This window comes from Tenacibaculum agarivorans (assembly GCF_001936575.1).
GTDB lineage: Bacteria > Bacteroidota > Bacteroidia > Flavobacteriales > Flavobacteriaceae > Polaribacter > Polaribacter agarivorans.
On record NZ_MSMP01000023.1, the window covers coordinates 63,460 to 78,413 of the forward strand.

The 14,954-nt window shown below is 30.3% G+C and carries 16 protein-coding genes; 8 read left to right on the plus strand and 8 right to left on the minus strand.

Annotated elements, in window-relative coordinates:
• Positions 1-15 precede the first annotated feature (15 nt).
• The 3 genes from BVC87_RS16450 to BVC87_RS16460 form a co-directional block, all read right to left on the minus strand.
• Positions 16-1,047 (minus strand): transporter, encoded by a 1,032-nt coding sequence (locus BVC87_RS16450; RefSeq protein ID WP_075343497.1) that lies wholly within the window; start codon positions 1,045-1,047, stop codon positions 16-18.
• A 78-nt stretch (positions 1,048-1,125) separates the two neighbouring features.
• A complete protein-coding gene (locus BVC87_RS16455) occupies positions 1,126-1,494 on the minus strand; it encodes a hypothetical protein (RefSeq protein WP_143569812.1) in 369 nt (122 codons plus the stop codon).
• Between the two features lie 187 nt (positions 1,495-1,681).
• A complete protein-coding gene (locus BVC87_RS16460; RefSeq protein ID WP_075343498.1) occupies positions 1,682-2,224 on the minus strand; it encodes a hypothetical protein in 543 nt (180 codons plus the stop codon).
• A 112-nt stretch (positions 2,225-2,336) separates the two neighbouring features.
• Here BVC87_RS16460 and BVC87_RS16465 point away from each other — a divergent pair, with 112 nt between their 5' ends.
• Positions 2,337-2,519 (plus strand): hypothetical protein, encoded by a 183-nt coding sequence (locus BVC87_RS16465; RefSeq protein ID WP_075343499.1) that lies wholly within the window; start codon positions 2,337-2,339, stop codon positions 2,517-2,519.
• A 77-nt stretch (positions 2,520-2,596) separates the two neighbouring features.
• A complete protein-coding gene (locus BVC87_RS16470) occupies positions 2,597-2,998 on the plus strand; it encodes a hypothetical protein (protein WP_075343500.1) in 402 nt (133 codons plus the stop codon).
• Positions 2,999-3,145: 147 nt separating this feature from the next.
• Here BVC87_RS16470 and tyrS read toward each other — a convergent pair whose 3' ends face one another.
• Positions 3,146-4,450, minus strand: a complete 1,305-nt coding sequence (gene tyrS / locus BVC87_RS16475; protein WP_075343501.1) for a tyrosine--tRNA ligase — start codon at positions 4,448-4,450, stop codon at positions 3,146-3,148.
• A 184-nt stretch (positions 4,451-4,634) separates the two neighbouring features.
• On the opposite strand from tyrS, the gene BVC87_RS16480 reads away from it, so the two are divergent.
• Positions 4,635-5,708 (plus strand): hypothetical protein, encoded by a 1,074-nt coding sequence (locus tag BVC87_RS16480; RefSeq protein WP_143569813.1) that lies wholly within the window; start codon positions 4,635-4,637, stop codon positions 5,706-5,708.
• An 83-nt stretch (positions 5,709-5,791) separates the two neighbouring features.
• Positions 5,792-6,805 carry an NAD-dependent epimerase/dehydratase family protein gene (locus BVC87_RS16485; RefSeq protein WP_075343503.1) on the plus strand — a complete coding sequence of 338 codons (1,014 nt, stop codon included), beginning with the start codon at positions 5,792-5,794 and terminating at the stop codon, positions 6,803-6,805.
• Here BVC87_RS16485 and BVC87_RS16490 read toward each other — a convergent pair.
• The 3 genes from BVC87_RS16490 to BVC87_RS16500 all read right to left on the minus strand — a co-directional run bounded on the left by BVC87_RS16490 (position 6,802) and on the right by BVC87_RS16500 (position 9,445).
• Positions 6,802-7,296 carry a DUF4296 domain-containing protein gene (locus BVC87_RS16490; protein ID WP_075343504.1) on the minus strand — a complete coding sequence of 165 codons (495 nt, stop codon included), beginning with the start codon at positions 7,294-7,296 and terminating at the stop codon, positions 6,802-6,804. The genes BVC87_RS16485 and BVC87_RS16490 overlap by 4 nt on opposite strands.
• Positions 7,297-8,637, minus strand: a complete 1,341-nt coding sequence (locus BVC87_RS16495) for a dihydroorotase (protein WP_075343505.1) — start codon at positions 8,635-8,637, stop codon at positions 7,297-7,299.
• Between the two features lie 88 nt (positions 8,638-8,725).
• Positions 8,726-9,445: a polyprenol monophosphomannose synthase gene (locus BVC87_RS16500; RefSeq protein ID WP_075343506.1), complete on the minus strand. Its 720-nt coding sequence runs from the start codon at positions 9,443-9,445 to the stop codon at positions 8,726-8,728.
• Between the two features lie 83 nt (positions 9,446-9,528).
• On the opposite strand from BVC87_RS16500, the gene BVC87_RS23960 reads away from it, so the two are divergent.
• The 4 genes from BVC87_RS23960 (at position 9,529) to BVC87_RS16520 (ending at position 13,599) form a co-directional block, all read left to right on the plus strand.
• The gene (locus BVC87_RS23960; RefSeq protein WP_075343507.1) at positions 9,529-10,164 is read left to right on the plus strand and encodes a DUF4271 domain-containing protein; all 636 of its coding nucleotides are present in this window, start codon (positions 9,529-9,531) and stop codon (positions 10,162-10,164) included.
• A 10-nt stretch (positions 10,165-10,174) separates the two neighbouring features.
• Positions 10,175-10,924, plus strand: coding sequence for a uroporphyrinogen-III synthase (locus BVC87_RS16510; RefSeq protein ID WP_075343508.1), 750 nt, complete (start codon positions 10,175-10,177; stop codon positions 10,922-10,924).
• Between the two features lie 98 nt (positions 10,925-11,022).
• On the plus strand, positions 11,023-12,390 hold the full coding sequence (locus BVC87_RS16515; RefSeq protein WP_075343509.1) for a DUF1800 domain-containing protein: 1,368 nt from the start codon (positions 11,023-11,025) through the stop codon (positions 12,388-12,390).
• A 12-nt stretch (positions 12,391-12,402) separates the two neighbouring features.
• Positions 12,403-13,599, plus strand: a complete 1,197-nt coding sequence (locus BVC87_RS16520) for a DUF1501 domain-containing protein (protein WP_075343510.1) — start codon at positions 12,403-12,405, stop codon at positions 13,597-13,599.
• Here BVC87_RS16520 and radA read toward each other — a convergent pair.
• Positions 13,596-14,954: DNA repair protein RadA (gene radA / locus BVC87_RS16525; RefSeq protein WP_075343511.1), on the minus strand; the 1,359-nt coding region annotated here is incomplete at its 5' end. The two genes, BVC87_RS16520 and radA, sit on opposite strands and share 4 nt — an antisense overlap.

Below are 14,954 nucleotides of genomic sequence, written 5' to 3' on the forward strand. Positions count from 1 at the left end.
AAGTTTTCTAGTTATCTATAAAGAGTATTGTAAACCAAAAGTTAATGTTTCTTCTCTTTTCAATTGAATACCATTAGGTTCTTGAAAAAGAGGATACGCATACTCAAATCCAAATCGAACATTTTTAAATTTTCCTTTAGGAACATATATGTTAAACCCTAAACCTCCATTAATGTACTTCCCTCCTGAATTAGTGGTATCAGCAGTAGTCACCATCATAGGATTTAAGTTTGGATTTGCCCCATTAATTCTTTCTTCAGCTACTACTTCTCCTCGAGCAGAAAAGCTTAACCAGTCGTTTGTTTTATATGCAAACCAAGAATTTAAATGGTAACGGTTTCCTAAAGAATATTCAAAATCGTTTCTTCCAAATCGATAGATCCCTTTTAGCTGTGTTCCCCAAGACAGGTTATCTGTTTGTCTTAAGTAAGTTAATCCTAAATCAGCATCAAAAGTTCCGCTACCAATTTGCATTGGATAAGGTAATTGTATTTCATTAGGAGCAGACATTGGAGTGACATCTTTAGCTTCTAAAGTACCTGTTGGAATTGATATCCCTACATTAGCGTGTAATGATTGACGTTTAGCGTTTATAAACTTATATAACATTCCTAATTTAACATCTCCAAAACCTGAAGAAGCTGTTGAAAATTGATTTGTCATTCCTGTTGGCATTCTCATTTGTAAATCCATTTCATTTTGAATGTACATTGCCATTGCCACTAAAGTAATTTTATCAGATACTCCATACATTACCCCTAACATGTGCATATCCATAGGCATGTTTAAAGGTGTTACCATATAACCACTATCGTGAGCTTGATTGTTTGTAATTTCAGAAGTTCCATCAAGTAATCCTTCCATATTCATTTTCATGAATCGGTAAGAAAACATTAGATCTCCTTTTCCATGATAATGATCTCCCATAACAGAGATTGGTGCATGGCCATCTGGCCTACCAGCGGTCCATTGATTTGTGTTTTTTTGAGCGTATGTTAGCTGTGTTATTGCAAAAAATGCAACAACCATTTTAATGATATTTTTCATCGTTTAAAATTTAATTTTTAAGTATAAGTGAATGAGGATAGCTAGAATCTATCCTAAAAATGTTCGAAAACTGTACACTTATGCTATTGGTGGATGAAAAACAATATGCTGAAATAGATACTTATAATCTAGCTTATAAAAGAAGTGGTTTTTTTTGTAATGGTTAAGAAAAGATTCTTTTTGAATACCTAAAATAGCTACAAAACCAATAGGATATTCTTCCATTTGAATACGAAGTGAATTGAAATCATCTTCTTGTTGTTCTTTTATCTTTTTCATTAATTGACATTTACCATTACAACTTAGTTTCGGTTTGTCTTTATTAATACATAGAACTTTAGCTATATAATCGTAATTAATTGCATACTCCACAAACGGAGCAATAGGACGCAACATTGCAATCATATACAAGAAAACGAATAGATATGTAGAAATTTTAACTTTCAAGAAATAATCTATTTTTCGGTGTGCAAAGATAGATTTCTTTTTATTTTCTGTTACTATTCCTAGCTTATTTTGTTCACTTTTTAACAAGTTAAACAACAATCAATTTATTAACTTTTATGAAATTTAAACATCAGAAATTTAACAACTTATTTTTTGATTCTATACTCTCTGAGTTTATTTATAAATTTTAGCTAAAGTCTGGACTATATACTTCATGAATTAGATCAAAGTTTTTTTCTAAAAAAGTAACTGCTTTCTGAGCTAACACTTCATCACTTAAAGACACTAAAAGTATTTTCCGCGTATGTTTATCATTCAACAGCGTAATATCATTTTTATAATAAGATAATCCTTGATCTGGATTAGCAATAGAGAACCAAGCCATTTTTTGACGTTTATTTAATTTTAATGTTGCCAATTTTGTTTTGTTAGTTAGGTTTACCTTCTTTTTAAAAAGTAATTTCCCAAAAATGTAAGTTCCAGAGTACAAACTATTCCCTTTTTTTAAGAGTACTGATTTTAAAAACAAGATCATTATAACGGAAAACAATGCAATTACTAAAGGAACAAGCCTTGTAAAAATTCTGAATATATCTTCTATACCATGGCGTTCAAAATGATTATTCAGTAGTTTTATGATCACAATAATTATAGGGACTCCTAAAACTATAGCTACATGCGTTTTTTGATGTGCTGTTAATTTTCTTTCTAATATGATTTCATTTCTCATAGATCTATCTTAATGATAAATAAGTAATTAATAGTTAAAATTTGTTACAATAATATTTTATTTTAATTTATTCTAAATAAAACATCTATATTTGCACCGAATTTGTAATTATATGATTGTTTTTTACACACCTAAAAAAGAGAAAGTTACTCAATTATACACACAAAAAGCCTGTGATACTGCTTGTGCTGCAAATTGTATAAAGCCAAAAAGTAAGTGTTGTAATAAGTACAAGAAAAAAGGTATCAACTGTAAGCGATGTCCTTTAACTGTTGATATTAAAATTGCTTCTTAACTGCTAAAGTCTTAAAAAATTACATTAATTTAGGTTTGTTATTCCACTACATTTGTAGTGTACAAAAAATAAAAACTATGAAAAAAATATCAATCCTACTTTTATTCCTTTCTTTTTTGAACGGATTTTCTCAAAGTTTATCTAACAGAAAGATAGCTGAATTAAATAAACTTAATATTCAAACTGAAACTTTAGATTTAAAAGATATCAATATTCAAACTGATTTGAATAACATATTATGCCTTGATAAAAAAAGAAGGAAAAATAAAACTGTTGGAGTTGTATTAACTTCATTATCTGTGACAAGTTTGATTCTAGGTGGAGCGCTTTTGAGTAAAGACAATGGAATATCTGATGCTTTAGGCGGAATTATGTTTGTTGGTGGAGCAGTTCATGGTGGAATTTCAATACCTTTTTGGAATTCAGCGAAAAAAAGAAAAACGGAAAGAGATAAATTGATAGAGATGTACCATAAATAACTAGACATCAAAAGTTATTTTCTGACTCAATATAAAATAGGGTAAAAAAATGTCTTTAGCTATTTACTCACTGCAAATAGCTAAAGACAATTGACTTAAATTTTATTCAACTAAGAGTTGTAATTACTTAACTAACTCTGTTGTTCTTTATTCAACATTTATAAGAAAATAATTCTTTTTTCCACGTTGCAACAACACATATTTATTAGCAATTAAATCTGAAGTAGTAATTTTATAATCTTCTTTTACTTTTTCTTTATTTACAGAGATAGAATTTTCTTTTAAAGCTCTACGCGCATCTCCATTAGACTTCAAAAATTGTGTTTTAGCTGCTAAAGCACCAATCATATCTAAACCTTCCTCTACATCTGTTCTTGTTACAGTAGCTTGTGGTACACCATCAAAAACATCTAAAAATGTTTGTTCATCTAAACCTTTTAAATCTTCCGCAGTAGACTTTCCAAATAAAATATTAGATGCAGCTATTGCTTTATCTAATTCTGCTTTAGAGTGTACAAAAGTAGTTACCTCTTCAGCTAATTTCTTTTGTAAAACTCTGGCATGTGGTGCTTCTTTGTGTTCTTCTATTAAGTTTTGAATAGTTTCTTGATCTAAAAATGTAAATATCTTAATATATTTTTCAGCATCAACATCAGTCGTATTTAACCAAAATTGATAGAATTTATATACTGATGTTTTATCTGCATCTAACCATACATTTCCTCCTTCAGACTTTCCAAATTTTGATCCATCTGCTTTCGTAATTAAAGGACAAGTCATCGCAAAAGCTTTTGCTTCACCACCTGGATTCATTCGTCTCACCAATTCAGTTCCTGTAGTGATATTTCCCCACTGATCTGATCCTCCCATTTGCAGCATACAGTTGTGTGCTTTATGTAAATGGTAAAAATCATATCCTTGAATTAATTGATACGTAAATTCCGTAAAAGACATTCCACTACCAGACTCTCCAGAAATTCTTTTCTTAACAGAATCTTTAGCCATCATATAATTCACGGTAATACGCTTACCAACATCACGCGCAAACTCTATAAAAGAGAAATCTTTCATCCAGTCATAGTTATTTACTAAAACTGGAGTATTGTCTTTATCGCTATTAAAATCTAAAAAACGAGCTAACGTTCTTTTAATTCCGTTTACATTTTTTGCCAAGGTCTCTTCATTCAATAAATTTCTTTCGTCAGATTTTCCTGAAGGGTCACCAATCATACCTGTAGCACCACCTACTAAAGCTATAGGTTTATGTCCTGCTTTTTCTAAATGTACTAATAAAATTATGGGAACTAGACTACCTATATGTAATGAATCCGAAGTAGGATCAAAACCAATATATGCACTTGTCATTTCTTTTTGTAATTGCTCTTCTGTTCCAGGCATCATGTCGTGAATCATACCACGCCACTGTAATTCTTGCACCAAATTTTTAGTCATCTGTATCGATTTTTTAGACAACGCAAATATACTATTTAGAATATTCTAAAGTTATAATCCTATTGAAAACATATAAGTATTTATTCTTACTTAATCTAAAATTAATAGTAGCGTCATGTGACTTGTATATCTTTTCAGTGTCAAAAGCTACACATTGTTAGTAAACAAATAAAATTCTAAATAGATGAAAATTTTTTTTAAGCCCCTTTTATTATCAACCATCATGATTAGTGCATTTACTTTTACAAGTTGTAATAGTGAAGATGCAAACGATATTTTTAGAGATGATGACATGAATCCTGATGATAATAACTATCAAATTATAGTAAATCCTACCAATGCAGGATCTTCAGATAGAACTGTAGATATTACTGCTAATGCTGCTTCTACTGTAGATGTTAAAGTAAGTTATAGTACCGACGATGATAACAAAAAAATGCGTAGAATATATATCACTAAAAATGTATTTAGTTCTAATGAAGGACCTCAACCTTTTTCTTTTCCTGATGGTATTGGAGAGAAGAAAGCTGATGGTTCTATAGATTTAGATGGTGATGACAAATCAAGCTTTGATTTTACATTCACTTTCAACACTCCTGACAATCCAAATGATGTAGTGCAATATGTAATTTGGACAACAAATAACAGAGGAGACTATAGAGATATTTCTGATAGTAACTCTATTGCTGATAACGCCTATGGTACAGTAACTATTACTGCTGGTAACGGTACTACTTCTACTGGATTCAAAGAGTTCTCACAAACTATTTTAGCAGCACCTTTAGCTGATGGGACTTCTAAAACTTTTGTTTCTGTTTTTAATAACGAAACTTACAAAATAAGTGAAGGAATAGAAACATCTGCTTTATGGGATTTCGGTTATTTCTTTGGTCTAAACACAAAAGCCTCTTTTTATTCTACCTATGATTTTCCGCAATCTGGTTTTGGTGGTAAATCAGTAGAAGAAGTTTCTGGTGTATCTCAAGCTGAATTAAATAGATGCTATTTTGGATTATCAAGTAAAACATCTGCAGATTTTGATGCGATTAATAGTGGAAGTTCTCTTGAAAACTCTCTTACTACTGCATCAGACGAACGTATACAAGGATTAAAAGAAGGAGATATAGTTGAATTCTTAGATCAATACGGAAACAAAGGACTAATAAGAGTAACAGACATCGTTGAAGGTAATGGAACTAATGGAAAGATTACTTTTGATGTTAAAGTACAAATAACAGCTATTCCATTAAAATCGTAATGATTTTATTTTACAATACTAAAAAAGGAGACTGCAAGTTGTAGTCTCCTTTTTTTATCTTTGATATTGAAAAAATATTTTAGATGATTTTAGTTACTGGAGGTACTGGATTAGTAGGTTCACATTTGTTGTATAAACTCACTGATAAATTTGATACTATTGTTGCTATTTATAGGAATGAACATAAAATTAAAGTAGTTGAAAATGTTTTTTCTTTCTACGAAGAGCATTATCAAAAACGCTTCTCAAAAATCAAATGGATTAAAGCTGATATCACGGATATTCCTTCTCTAGAAGTTGTTTTCAAACACCAATTTACATTTGTTTTCCATTGTGCTGCTTTAGTTTCTTTTGATCCTAAAGATTATAGGCCGATGAGAAAAATTAATATTGAAGGTACTGCTAATCTCATTAATTTTTCTATTGATAATAACATCCAAAAATTTTGCTACGTAAGCTCCATTGCAGCTATTGGTGATTCAATTAATAATGAAACCATTAATGAAGAAAATGAATGGCTAGATAATAATGACAAACATGGTTATGCCATTACTAAATATGGGGCAGAGATGGAAGTTTGGCGTGGAAGTCAAGAAGATTTAGATGTGGTAATAGTGAATCCAGGTGTTATATTAGGTAGTGGATTTTTTAATGAAGGTTCAGGAAAAATGTTTACTCAAGTTTATAATGGATTCAAGTTTTACACAGAAGGGATCACAGGTTTTGTAAGTGTAAAAGATGTGGCAGATGTTTTAATCCGATTAGCCACTTCAGATAGTATTAAAAATGAACGATATATTTTAGTTTCTGAAAATGTATCTTTTAAAAATGTATTTAGCTTAATTGCGTCTCATTTAAATGTTAAGAAACCTCATATAAAAACGAGCAAGATTATGACATCAATTTTTTGGCGTTTTGATTGGTTATTGACAAAAATCACTGGTAAAAAACCTTTACTTACTAAAAACTCTGCTAAATCATCACATCAAAAAGAATACTACAGTGCTAACAAAATAAAAAATGAGCTGAATTTTGAATTTCAGCCCATTGATAAGGTTATAAAAAATGTCGCTGTTGATTTTATCAAACAGGTTTAATTTTTTTGTTCTAATTTTTCAAGCTTCTTCTCTAAATTTATCTTTTTTAAAGAGTCGAAGTGTTCTTCAGAAAGTTCAACTTCTTCTAATTTTAAAGAGTCTGTGTTTTTATGTAGTAATCCCTTTTCAATATTGATTAGCGAATCTCTATCATTTATTTGTTTTTGAATATCAGTAGCAAAAACCTCTAATCTCTTTTTTACCTGAGCTAATAATTTATCATATTCATCTATTTTAGAGGTATAATATGTGTTACTGACATCAAATCGAACACTATCTATTTTATATTTTTCATACACAATAGTCATATAATTGATATCTTTCTGTTGACTCTTATTTTTTGTATGTTTTGCACTTGATGCTATATGCATATCAGTCAACAAAAGAATCATAGAATCTTTAGGTATCAAGTTTTTAGGCTTTTCATAAATAGTATTTCCTGTACATGAAAAGCATAAAAAAATGACTAATAAAAGCTGAAAATATTTCATTTATCTATTGAAAAGTAAACGTTGCCCTTTGATTTCTTCATTAAATACCCCATTATCATACATCAAATTTCCATTAACAAAAGTATGAGTAATTTTAGATGAGAATGTAACTCCTTCAAAAGGAGACCATCCACATTTATAAAGTACATTATCTTTAGCCACTTCCCAAGAAGCATTATCATCCACCAAAACTATATCTGCATAATATCCTTCTTTAATATACCCTCTTTTAGCTACTTGGAATAATATAGCAGGATTATGACACATTTTTTCTACTACTTTTTCAATGGTAATTACCCCTTCTTTAACTTTTTCGAAAAGCGCAATAACTGCATGTTGAACTAAAGGTCCTCCACTTGGCGCTTTAGTATACACATTCGATTTTTCTTCTAAAGTATGAGGCGCATGATCTGTAGCAATCACATCTATTCTATCATCTAGTAAAGCTTTCCAAAGTCCATCTCTATCTTTTTGTGCTTTTACCGCAGGATTCCATTTAATATGTGTTCCTTTTTCCTCATAATCAGCATCCGTAAACCATAAGTGGTGAATACAAACTTCAGCAGTAATTTTTTTATCTTTTAATGGAATATCGTTTCTAAACAGTGCTGTTTCTTTTTCTGTTGACAAATGAAAAACATGTAATCTTGCTCCTGTTTTTTTAGCTAAAGCGATAGCTTTTGAAGAAGATAAATAACATGCTTCTTCACTTCTAATGATTGGATGATATTTAACTGGAATATCATCACCATATTTTTCCTTGAATTCAGCGGTATTCTTTCTGATTGTGGTTTCATCCTCACAATGTACTGAAATCACCATGTCAGTTGACGAAAATATTTTTTCTAATACCTCTTCGTTATCTACCAACATATTCCCTGTAGATGAACCTAAAAACAACTTAATTCCTGCAACGTTCTCTGGGTTTGTTTTTAGTAATTCTTCTAGATTATCATTGGTTCCTCCAAACATAAAAGAATAGTTCGAATATGAAGTTTTACTTGCTATTTCAAACTTTTCTTCTAATAGTTCTTGTGTTGTAGCTTGTGGAACTGTATTTGGCATTTCAATAAACGAAGTTATTCCACCAGCAATTGCTGCTTTACTCTCGGTAGCAATATTGGCTTTGTGTGTTAAGCCGGGTTCACGAAAATGAACTTGATCATCTATCATACCAGGAATTAAATATTTCCCCTGAGCATCAATAACAATCTCGTCACCTGTTGGTGTTATCTTTTCTGCTACAGTAGCAATTAGTTCTCCTTTGATTAAAACATCTCCATTTAAAATTGTATTTTCATTTACAATTCTAGCGTTTTGTATTAGATATGATTTGCTCATCTGTTTTGTAATTTTTTTTGATTTTTTAGATCTCTAGAAAGTTTGCATCTAGTAAACTCACATTAATTGTAATCTTGTGAGCGCTGTTTTATTTTGGTAGACCTTTTAGTCTCATTTTAATTACTCCGAATAGTGCTTCGTAAACAATGCCTCCACTCATTTTAGATTCCCCTAATGTTCTATCTGTGAAAATTACAGATACTTCATTTATTTTAAACCCATGTTTCCAAGCTTTATATTTCATTTCTATTTGAAATGCATAACCTACAAACTTTATTTTATCAAGTTGAATCTTTTCTAAAACTTTTCTACTCCAACATACAAAGCCCGCAGTAGTATCATGAACTGGTATTCCAGTTATAAATCGCACATATTTTGAAGCGAAGTACGAAAGTAAAACACGATGCATAGGCCAATTCACAACATTTACACCAACAGAATATCTTGATCCTACAGATACATCTCCTCCTTCAGTAGCACAAGAATTATATAGTCGAATCAAGTCATTAGGATTATGTGAGAAATCAGCATCCATCTCTATTATATAATCATATGATCTTTCCAGTCCCCATTTAAATCCATGAATATAAGCTGTTCCTAAACCGTTTTTACCTTTTCTTTTTTCTAAATAAAGTTGGTTTGGAAATTCTGCTTGTAAATTTTCTACAATAATAGCTGTACCATCAGGGGAATTATCGTCAACAACTAAAATATCGAAAACCTTCTCTTGATCGAAGGTAGCTCTAATAATTGCTTCGATATTTTCTTTCTCATTGTAGGTAGGAATTATAACTAAAGTATCAGACATCAATCTGTATTTCATTAAAAACTTGGACAAAGATAAACTAATTTATTACTAATTTTGTGTTAATAGGATTTCTAAAAACCTTTATGGAAATTATAGAACGTAATTTTATTACTGGCGACTGGATTACTTTGGTTTTTCTGCTGGCATTTGTAATTATTGCCTTAATGAAACTGTATAAGCCTCAATTATTACTTGGGTATACTATTGCTTTTTTCTCTCAAGGATTTATAGAGAACAGAGCCGATAAAAACCCCTCTATTTTCTCTACTTTCCACATCTTACTACTAATTTTTAGTACTCTTATTTTTTCCATAGCGATATATAGTATTGGTATAGACAAAGAGATTTTACCCAAAATCAGTTATCTTTCGTTTTTACTTTTTGTTTCTGGTTTTATCCTTTTAAAATATACAATCACAAAATTTATAACCCTAACCTTAAACTTAGAAGAAACAACACGATATTTTCTTTTTTCTAAGGCTGGATACATGTATACTATAAGCTTATGGTTGTTTCCTGTATTAATTTTATATCAATATTCATACTCGAATAGTACTATTTTGATTATCTACATCGTTTTATTACTGTTTTTTAGAGTTTTCTTAATCGCTAAGAATAACAAAAAGCTGATTTTTAACAACTTCTTCTATTTTATTTTGTACTTTTGCAGCCTCGAATTAGCTCCTTTGCTAATAATTTATAAAACAACAACGATTTAAAGAAAGTTTTATGAAAGTAAAAACAATCTTAGTGTCGCAGCCAGCGCCTAAAACAGAAACATCTCCTTATTTTGATCTAGCAGAAAAACAAAAAGTAAAAGTTGACTTCCGCTCGTTCATTCATGTAGAGGGTATTCCTGTTAAAGAAGTTCGTACACAAAAAATTGATTTAAATAATTTTACCGCTATTATTTTAACAAGTAGAAATGCGGTAGATCATTTTTTTAGAATTGCTGAAGAAATGCGTTTTACAGTGCCAGATAGTATGAAGTATTTTTGTCAGTCTGAAGCAGTAGCTTACTATCTTCAAAAATATGTTGTTTATCGTAAACGCAAAATATATGTAGGTACTAGAACTTTCCCTGAATTAGGAAAGTTAATCAAAAAACATAAAGACGAAAAATTCTTATTACCATCTTCTGATAAGTTAAAACCTTTAATTCCTGAAGAATTAAACAAGTTAGGGGTGGATTGGAAAAGAGCTGATTTATACAGAACTGTAGTTAGTGATTTATCAGACTTAGAAGATGTTTTCTATGATGTATTAGTGTTTTTTAGCCCTTCTGGTATAGAAAGTTTATTTGAAAACTTCCCAGATTTTAAACAAAATAATACTAGAATTGCTGTATTTGGAAATTCTACAATTAAAGCTGTAGAAGCAAGAGGATTACGTGTAGACATATCTGCTCCAACTCCAGAAACTCCATCTATGACAATGGCTTTAGAAAAATACATTAAAGAAGTAAACAGTAAAAAATAATTGAAGACACAATTACTTTAATTTCTGAAAACCACGCTATTGCGTGGTTTTTTTTGTTATATTTTTAAACCATTGATCTTTTCAAGAGTCTTATTTATATGAAAACAAAACACATTTTACATTTATATAATAGAATTGGTTTTGGAATACATCCAAAAAAATTAGCTACACTAAAAGATCTCTCAAAAGAGCAAATAGTAAATAACTTATTTAAAGAATCTAATCATTTCTCTCCTTTACAAATAGACACTTCTTTTATGAATGGAATTCATAAAGACAACTTTAAATCTATGCGAAAAGAGTTAGTAAAAAAGAGCAGAATTAAAATTAAAGATTATAATTATGCTTGGATACATAGATTAAAAAATCCTTCTGAGGTTCTAAGAGAAAAAATGACGCTTTTCTGGACAAATCATTTTGTTTGTGAAGATAATAATATTCTTTATGTGCAACAATATAATAATACGTTGAGAAAACATGCCCTAGGAAATTTTGGTGAATTTATTAAAGCTATTTCCAAAGAAGCTGCTATGCTTAAGTATTTAAATAATAAGCAAAACAAAAAAAGAAGTCCAAATGAAAATTTTGCTCGAGAGTTAATGGAATTATTTATGCTAGGGCAAGGAAACTATACAGAAAAAGATATTAAAGAAAGCGCTAGATCATTTGCGGGCTATAATCATGATTTTAAAGGTAATTTCAAGCTGCGAAAAAAACATCAAGATTTAGGAATCAAAACTTTCTTTGGTAATACTGGTAATTTCAATGGTGATGATATTATTGATATCATTTTGAAAGAAAAACAGTGTGCAAAATTCATTTGCGAAAAAATCTATAGGTATTTTGTAAACGATACCGTAAATGAAAGCCACATACAACAAATGACTACTGTTTTTTATCCAGATTATAACATCAAAAAGTTGATGAAAAGTATTCTCCTTTCTAATTGGTTTTATGAAGAGCAAAATATAGGTTGTAAAATAAAGTCTCCAATAGAATTATTAATAGGAATACACACCGTTGTACCTTATACTTTTCAAAAACCAAAACAGTTACTTTTAGTACAACGTTTATTGGGTCAGACATTATTAAAACCACCAAATGTTGCTGGGTGGAAACAAGGAAAAGGTTGGATAGATAGCAATACTATAGTTACTAGGCTACGTTTACCTTCGGTACTTTTAAATAATGCAGAAATAAATTATTCTGAAAAAGGTGATTTTAAAGATGTAATTACCAATTTTAGAAAGAAAAAATTGAAAAGAAAAGCCTTTATCAAAACTACACCTAATTGGAATTCTTTTGATAAAAATTATGAACCACTTTCTTATGATGAGCTATTAAACTTCATCATAGTAAGTCCTATTAACAAAGGCACAAAAGTCCTGTTAGAAAATTACAAATCATACACAAAGAAAGATTTTTGTATACAATTACTATCGTTACCAGAATATCAACTTTGCTAAAAAACAATAGGAATGAAAAGAAGAAATTTTATAAAAAGAACAACTTTAGCTAGTGGAGGAACATTGTTTATGCCTCAATTTTTAAAAGCCTTTGAAATGCCAAGCACGGGTATTTTTAATAATAAAAAACTAGTAATTATCCAATTAAAAGGTGGCAATGACGGATTGAATACTGTTGTCCCTTTCACTAATGATATTTATTACCAAAATAGAGGTAATATAGCTATTGATAAAAATGGTATTTTTAAAGTAAACGATACTTTAGGTTTTCATAACAGTCTAAAACCTTTACAGAAAATATACGATAATGGTCATTTAAGTATCATCAATAATGTTGGATATCCAAATCCAAACAGATCACATTTTAGATCTACGGATATATGGCAAACGGCAAGTGATAGCAATCAATTTTTACAAACCGGCTGGGTTGGTCGATATTTAGATCTTACAAAATCTAAACCTTATAGAGCTATTGAAGTAGATGAAAATCTATCTTTAATGCTAAAAGGAAACTTACAAAATGGGTTAGCCATCACAAATCCAAAACTATTTTATCAGCTCCTAAAACAGCCTTTCTTTGATAGAATAACCTCAAACTACACTAATGATACGCATCTAAGTGAACATAACTTAGGTTATTTATATAATACTATGATAGATGCCAAATCTTCTGCTAGTTATATTCATGAAAAGACTAAAACCAAATCTAGCAGTAAAACATACCCTAAAAATATCTTTGGAAAACAATTAAAAACGATTTCAGAGTTTATTTCTTCGGGTTTAGAGACACAGGTATATTATGCTGCGTTAAGCGGATTTGACACACATGCGAATCAAAAAAATAGACAAGCAAAATTATTGAAGTTATACGCAGAAAGTATGGCTGTTTTTGTGGAAGATTTGAAAGCGAATGGAACTTTTGATGATACATTAATTTTAACTTTCTCTGAATTTGGTCGAAGAGTACAAAAGAATGGCTCTAACGGAACAGATCATGGTACAGCAAATAATGTTTTTATTATTGGCAAAAATTTGAAAAAAGCAGGGTTTTATAATCCTTTAGCAGATTTAAGTGATTTAGATTATAATGGTGATTTAAAATACACTATTGACTTTAGAGAAATCTATGCTACTATTTTAGATAAATGGTTGAATGTAAATGATACTAAAATCTTAAATAAAAGTTATGCTAAATTACAATTCATCTAAGCAAATAATGTAGCAAAAGCTTCTTCTATTTTTCCAACTAGAATTAGCTTAATAGCATGATTTTTTGAAGTGATCTTATTGTATTTAGAAGTGACAAAAGTGGTGTATCCTAACTTCTCAGCTTCAATAATCCGTTGATCAATTTTAGGAACAGGTCGTATTTCTCCTGCCAATCCAACTTCAGCAGCAAAACAAACGTCTGGACTAATCGCAATATCTTGAGTAGACGATAGAATAGCCGCTACTACTGCCAAATCTATTGCAGGATCGTCTATATGAATTCCTCCAGTGATATTTAAAAACACATCTTTTGCTCCTAATTTAAAACCAGCACGCTTTTCTAAAACGGCAAGAATCATGTTGAGTCGTTTTAAATTATATCCCGTAGTAGATCGTTGTGGTGTTCCATATACAGCTGTACTTACCAATGCCTGAATCTCTATCATTAATGGTCGAATTCCTTCTAATGTTGAGGCAATAGCCGTACCACTTAAGTCAGTGTCTTTTTTAGAAATTAATATTTCAGAGGGGTTGGTAATTTCTCGTAAACCATCTGATAACATTTCATAAATGCCTAACTCTGCTGTAGAACCAAATCTATTTTTTTGAGAACGTAAAATTCTATACGTATGATTTCTGTCTCCTTCAAACTGAAGTACTACATCTACCATATGCTCTAAAATCTTAGGTCCTGCGATATTTCCTTCTTTGTTAATATGCCCAATTAATAAAACAGGGGTATTCGTTTCTTTGGCAAATTTTATGAGTTCTGCGGAAGTCTCTTTGATTTGTGATATGCTCCCTGGAGAAGCTTCTATATTGTTCGTATATAATGTTTGAATAGAATCGATAACTAAAACATCAGGGGCTACCTCCTCTACATTTCTAAAAATCTGTTGCGTATTCGTTTCTGTTAATACTAAACAATTTGAGTTTTCATTTTCTAAACGTTCTGCACGCATTTTAATCTGAGATTGACTTTCTTCTCCAGAAACATACAGTACTTTTTCTTGAATTTGAAGTGCAACTTGAAGTAATAAAGTTGACTTCCCAATTCCTGGTTCTCCTCCAAGTAAAATAACTGAGCCTTTTACTAAACCACCACCCAAGACAGTATCTAATTCATTATTTTGAGTTAAGATTCTTTCTTCTGTATTCAATTGAATCTCTTGTATAGTTTTAGGTTTAGAAACTATCTTTTGCGAATTAGAAGGTGTTTTCCAATTTCTTTTTTCTTCTTTTTGAATCACTTCTTCAACTACCGTGTTCCACTGTTTACAGTTAGGACATTGTCCTACCCATTTCGCATGTTGTGCACCACAATTCTGACAGAAAAAAGTTGTTTTAGTTTTAGC

What these genes read in the sequence shown, in the direction of transcription:
- BVC87_RS16450 (WP_075343497.1), bottom strand. Translation starts at nt 1,047, where the DNA reads ATGAAAAATATCATTAAAATGGTTGTTGCATTTTTTGCAATAACACAG.
- BVC87_RS16460 (WP_075343498.1), bottom strand. Translation starts at nt 2,224, where the DNA reads ATGAGAAATGAAATCATATTAGAAAGAAAATTAACAGCACATCAAAAA.
- BVC87_RS16465 (WP_075343499.1), top strand. Translation starts at nt 2,337, where the DNA reads ATGATTGTTTTTTACACACCTAAAAAAGAGAAAGTTACTCAATTATAC.
- BVC87_RS16470 (WP_075343500.1), top strand. Translation starts at nt 2,597, where the DNA reads ATGAAAAAAATATCAATCCTACTTTTATTCCTTTCTTTTTTGAACGGA.
- tyrS (WP_075343501.1), bottom strand. Translation starts at nt 4,450, where the DNA reads ATGACTAAAAATTTGGTGCAAGAATTACAGTGGCGTGGTATGATTCAC.
- BVC87_RS16480 (WP_143569813.1), top strand. Translation starts at nt 4,635, where the DNA reads ATGAAAATTTTTTTTAAGCCCCTTTTATTATCAACCATCATGATTAGT.
- BVC87_RS16485 (WP_075343503.1), top strand. Translation starts at nt 5,792, where the DNA reads ATGATTTTAGTTACTGGAGGTACTGGATTAGTAGGTTCACATTTGTTG.
- BVC87_RS16490 (WP_075343504.1), bottom strand. Translation starts at nt 7,296, where the DNA reads ATGAAATATTTTCAGCTTTTATTAGTCATTTTTTTATGCTTTTCATGT.
- BVC87_RS16495 (WP_075343505.1), bottom strand. Translation starts at nt 8,637, where the DNA reads ATGAGCAAATCATATCTAATACAAAACGCTAGAATTGTAAATGAAAAT.
- BVC87_RS16500 (WP_075343506.1), bottom strand. Translation starts at nt 9,445, where the DNA reads ATGTCTGATACTTTAGTTATAATTCCTACCTACAATGAGAAAGAAAAT.
- BVC87_RS23960 (WP_075343507.1), top strand. Translation starts at nt 9,529, where the DNA reads ATGGAAATTATAGAACGTAATTTTATTACTGGCGACTGGATTACTTTG.
- BVC87_RS16510 (WP_075343508.1), top strand. Translation starts at nt 10,175, where the DNA reads ATGAAAGTAAAAACAATCTTAGTGTCGCAGCCAGCGCCTAAAACAGAA.
- BVC87_RS16515 (WP_075343509.1), top strand. Translation starts at nt 11,023, where the DNA reads ATGAAAACAAAACACATTTTACATTTATATAATAGAATTGGTTTTGGA.
- BVC87_RS16520 (WP_075343510.1), top strand. Translation starts at nt 12,403, where the DNA reads ATGAAAAGAAGAAATTTTATAAAAAGAACAACTTTAGCTAGTGGAGGA.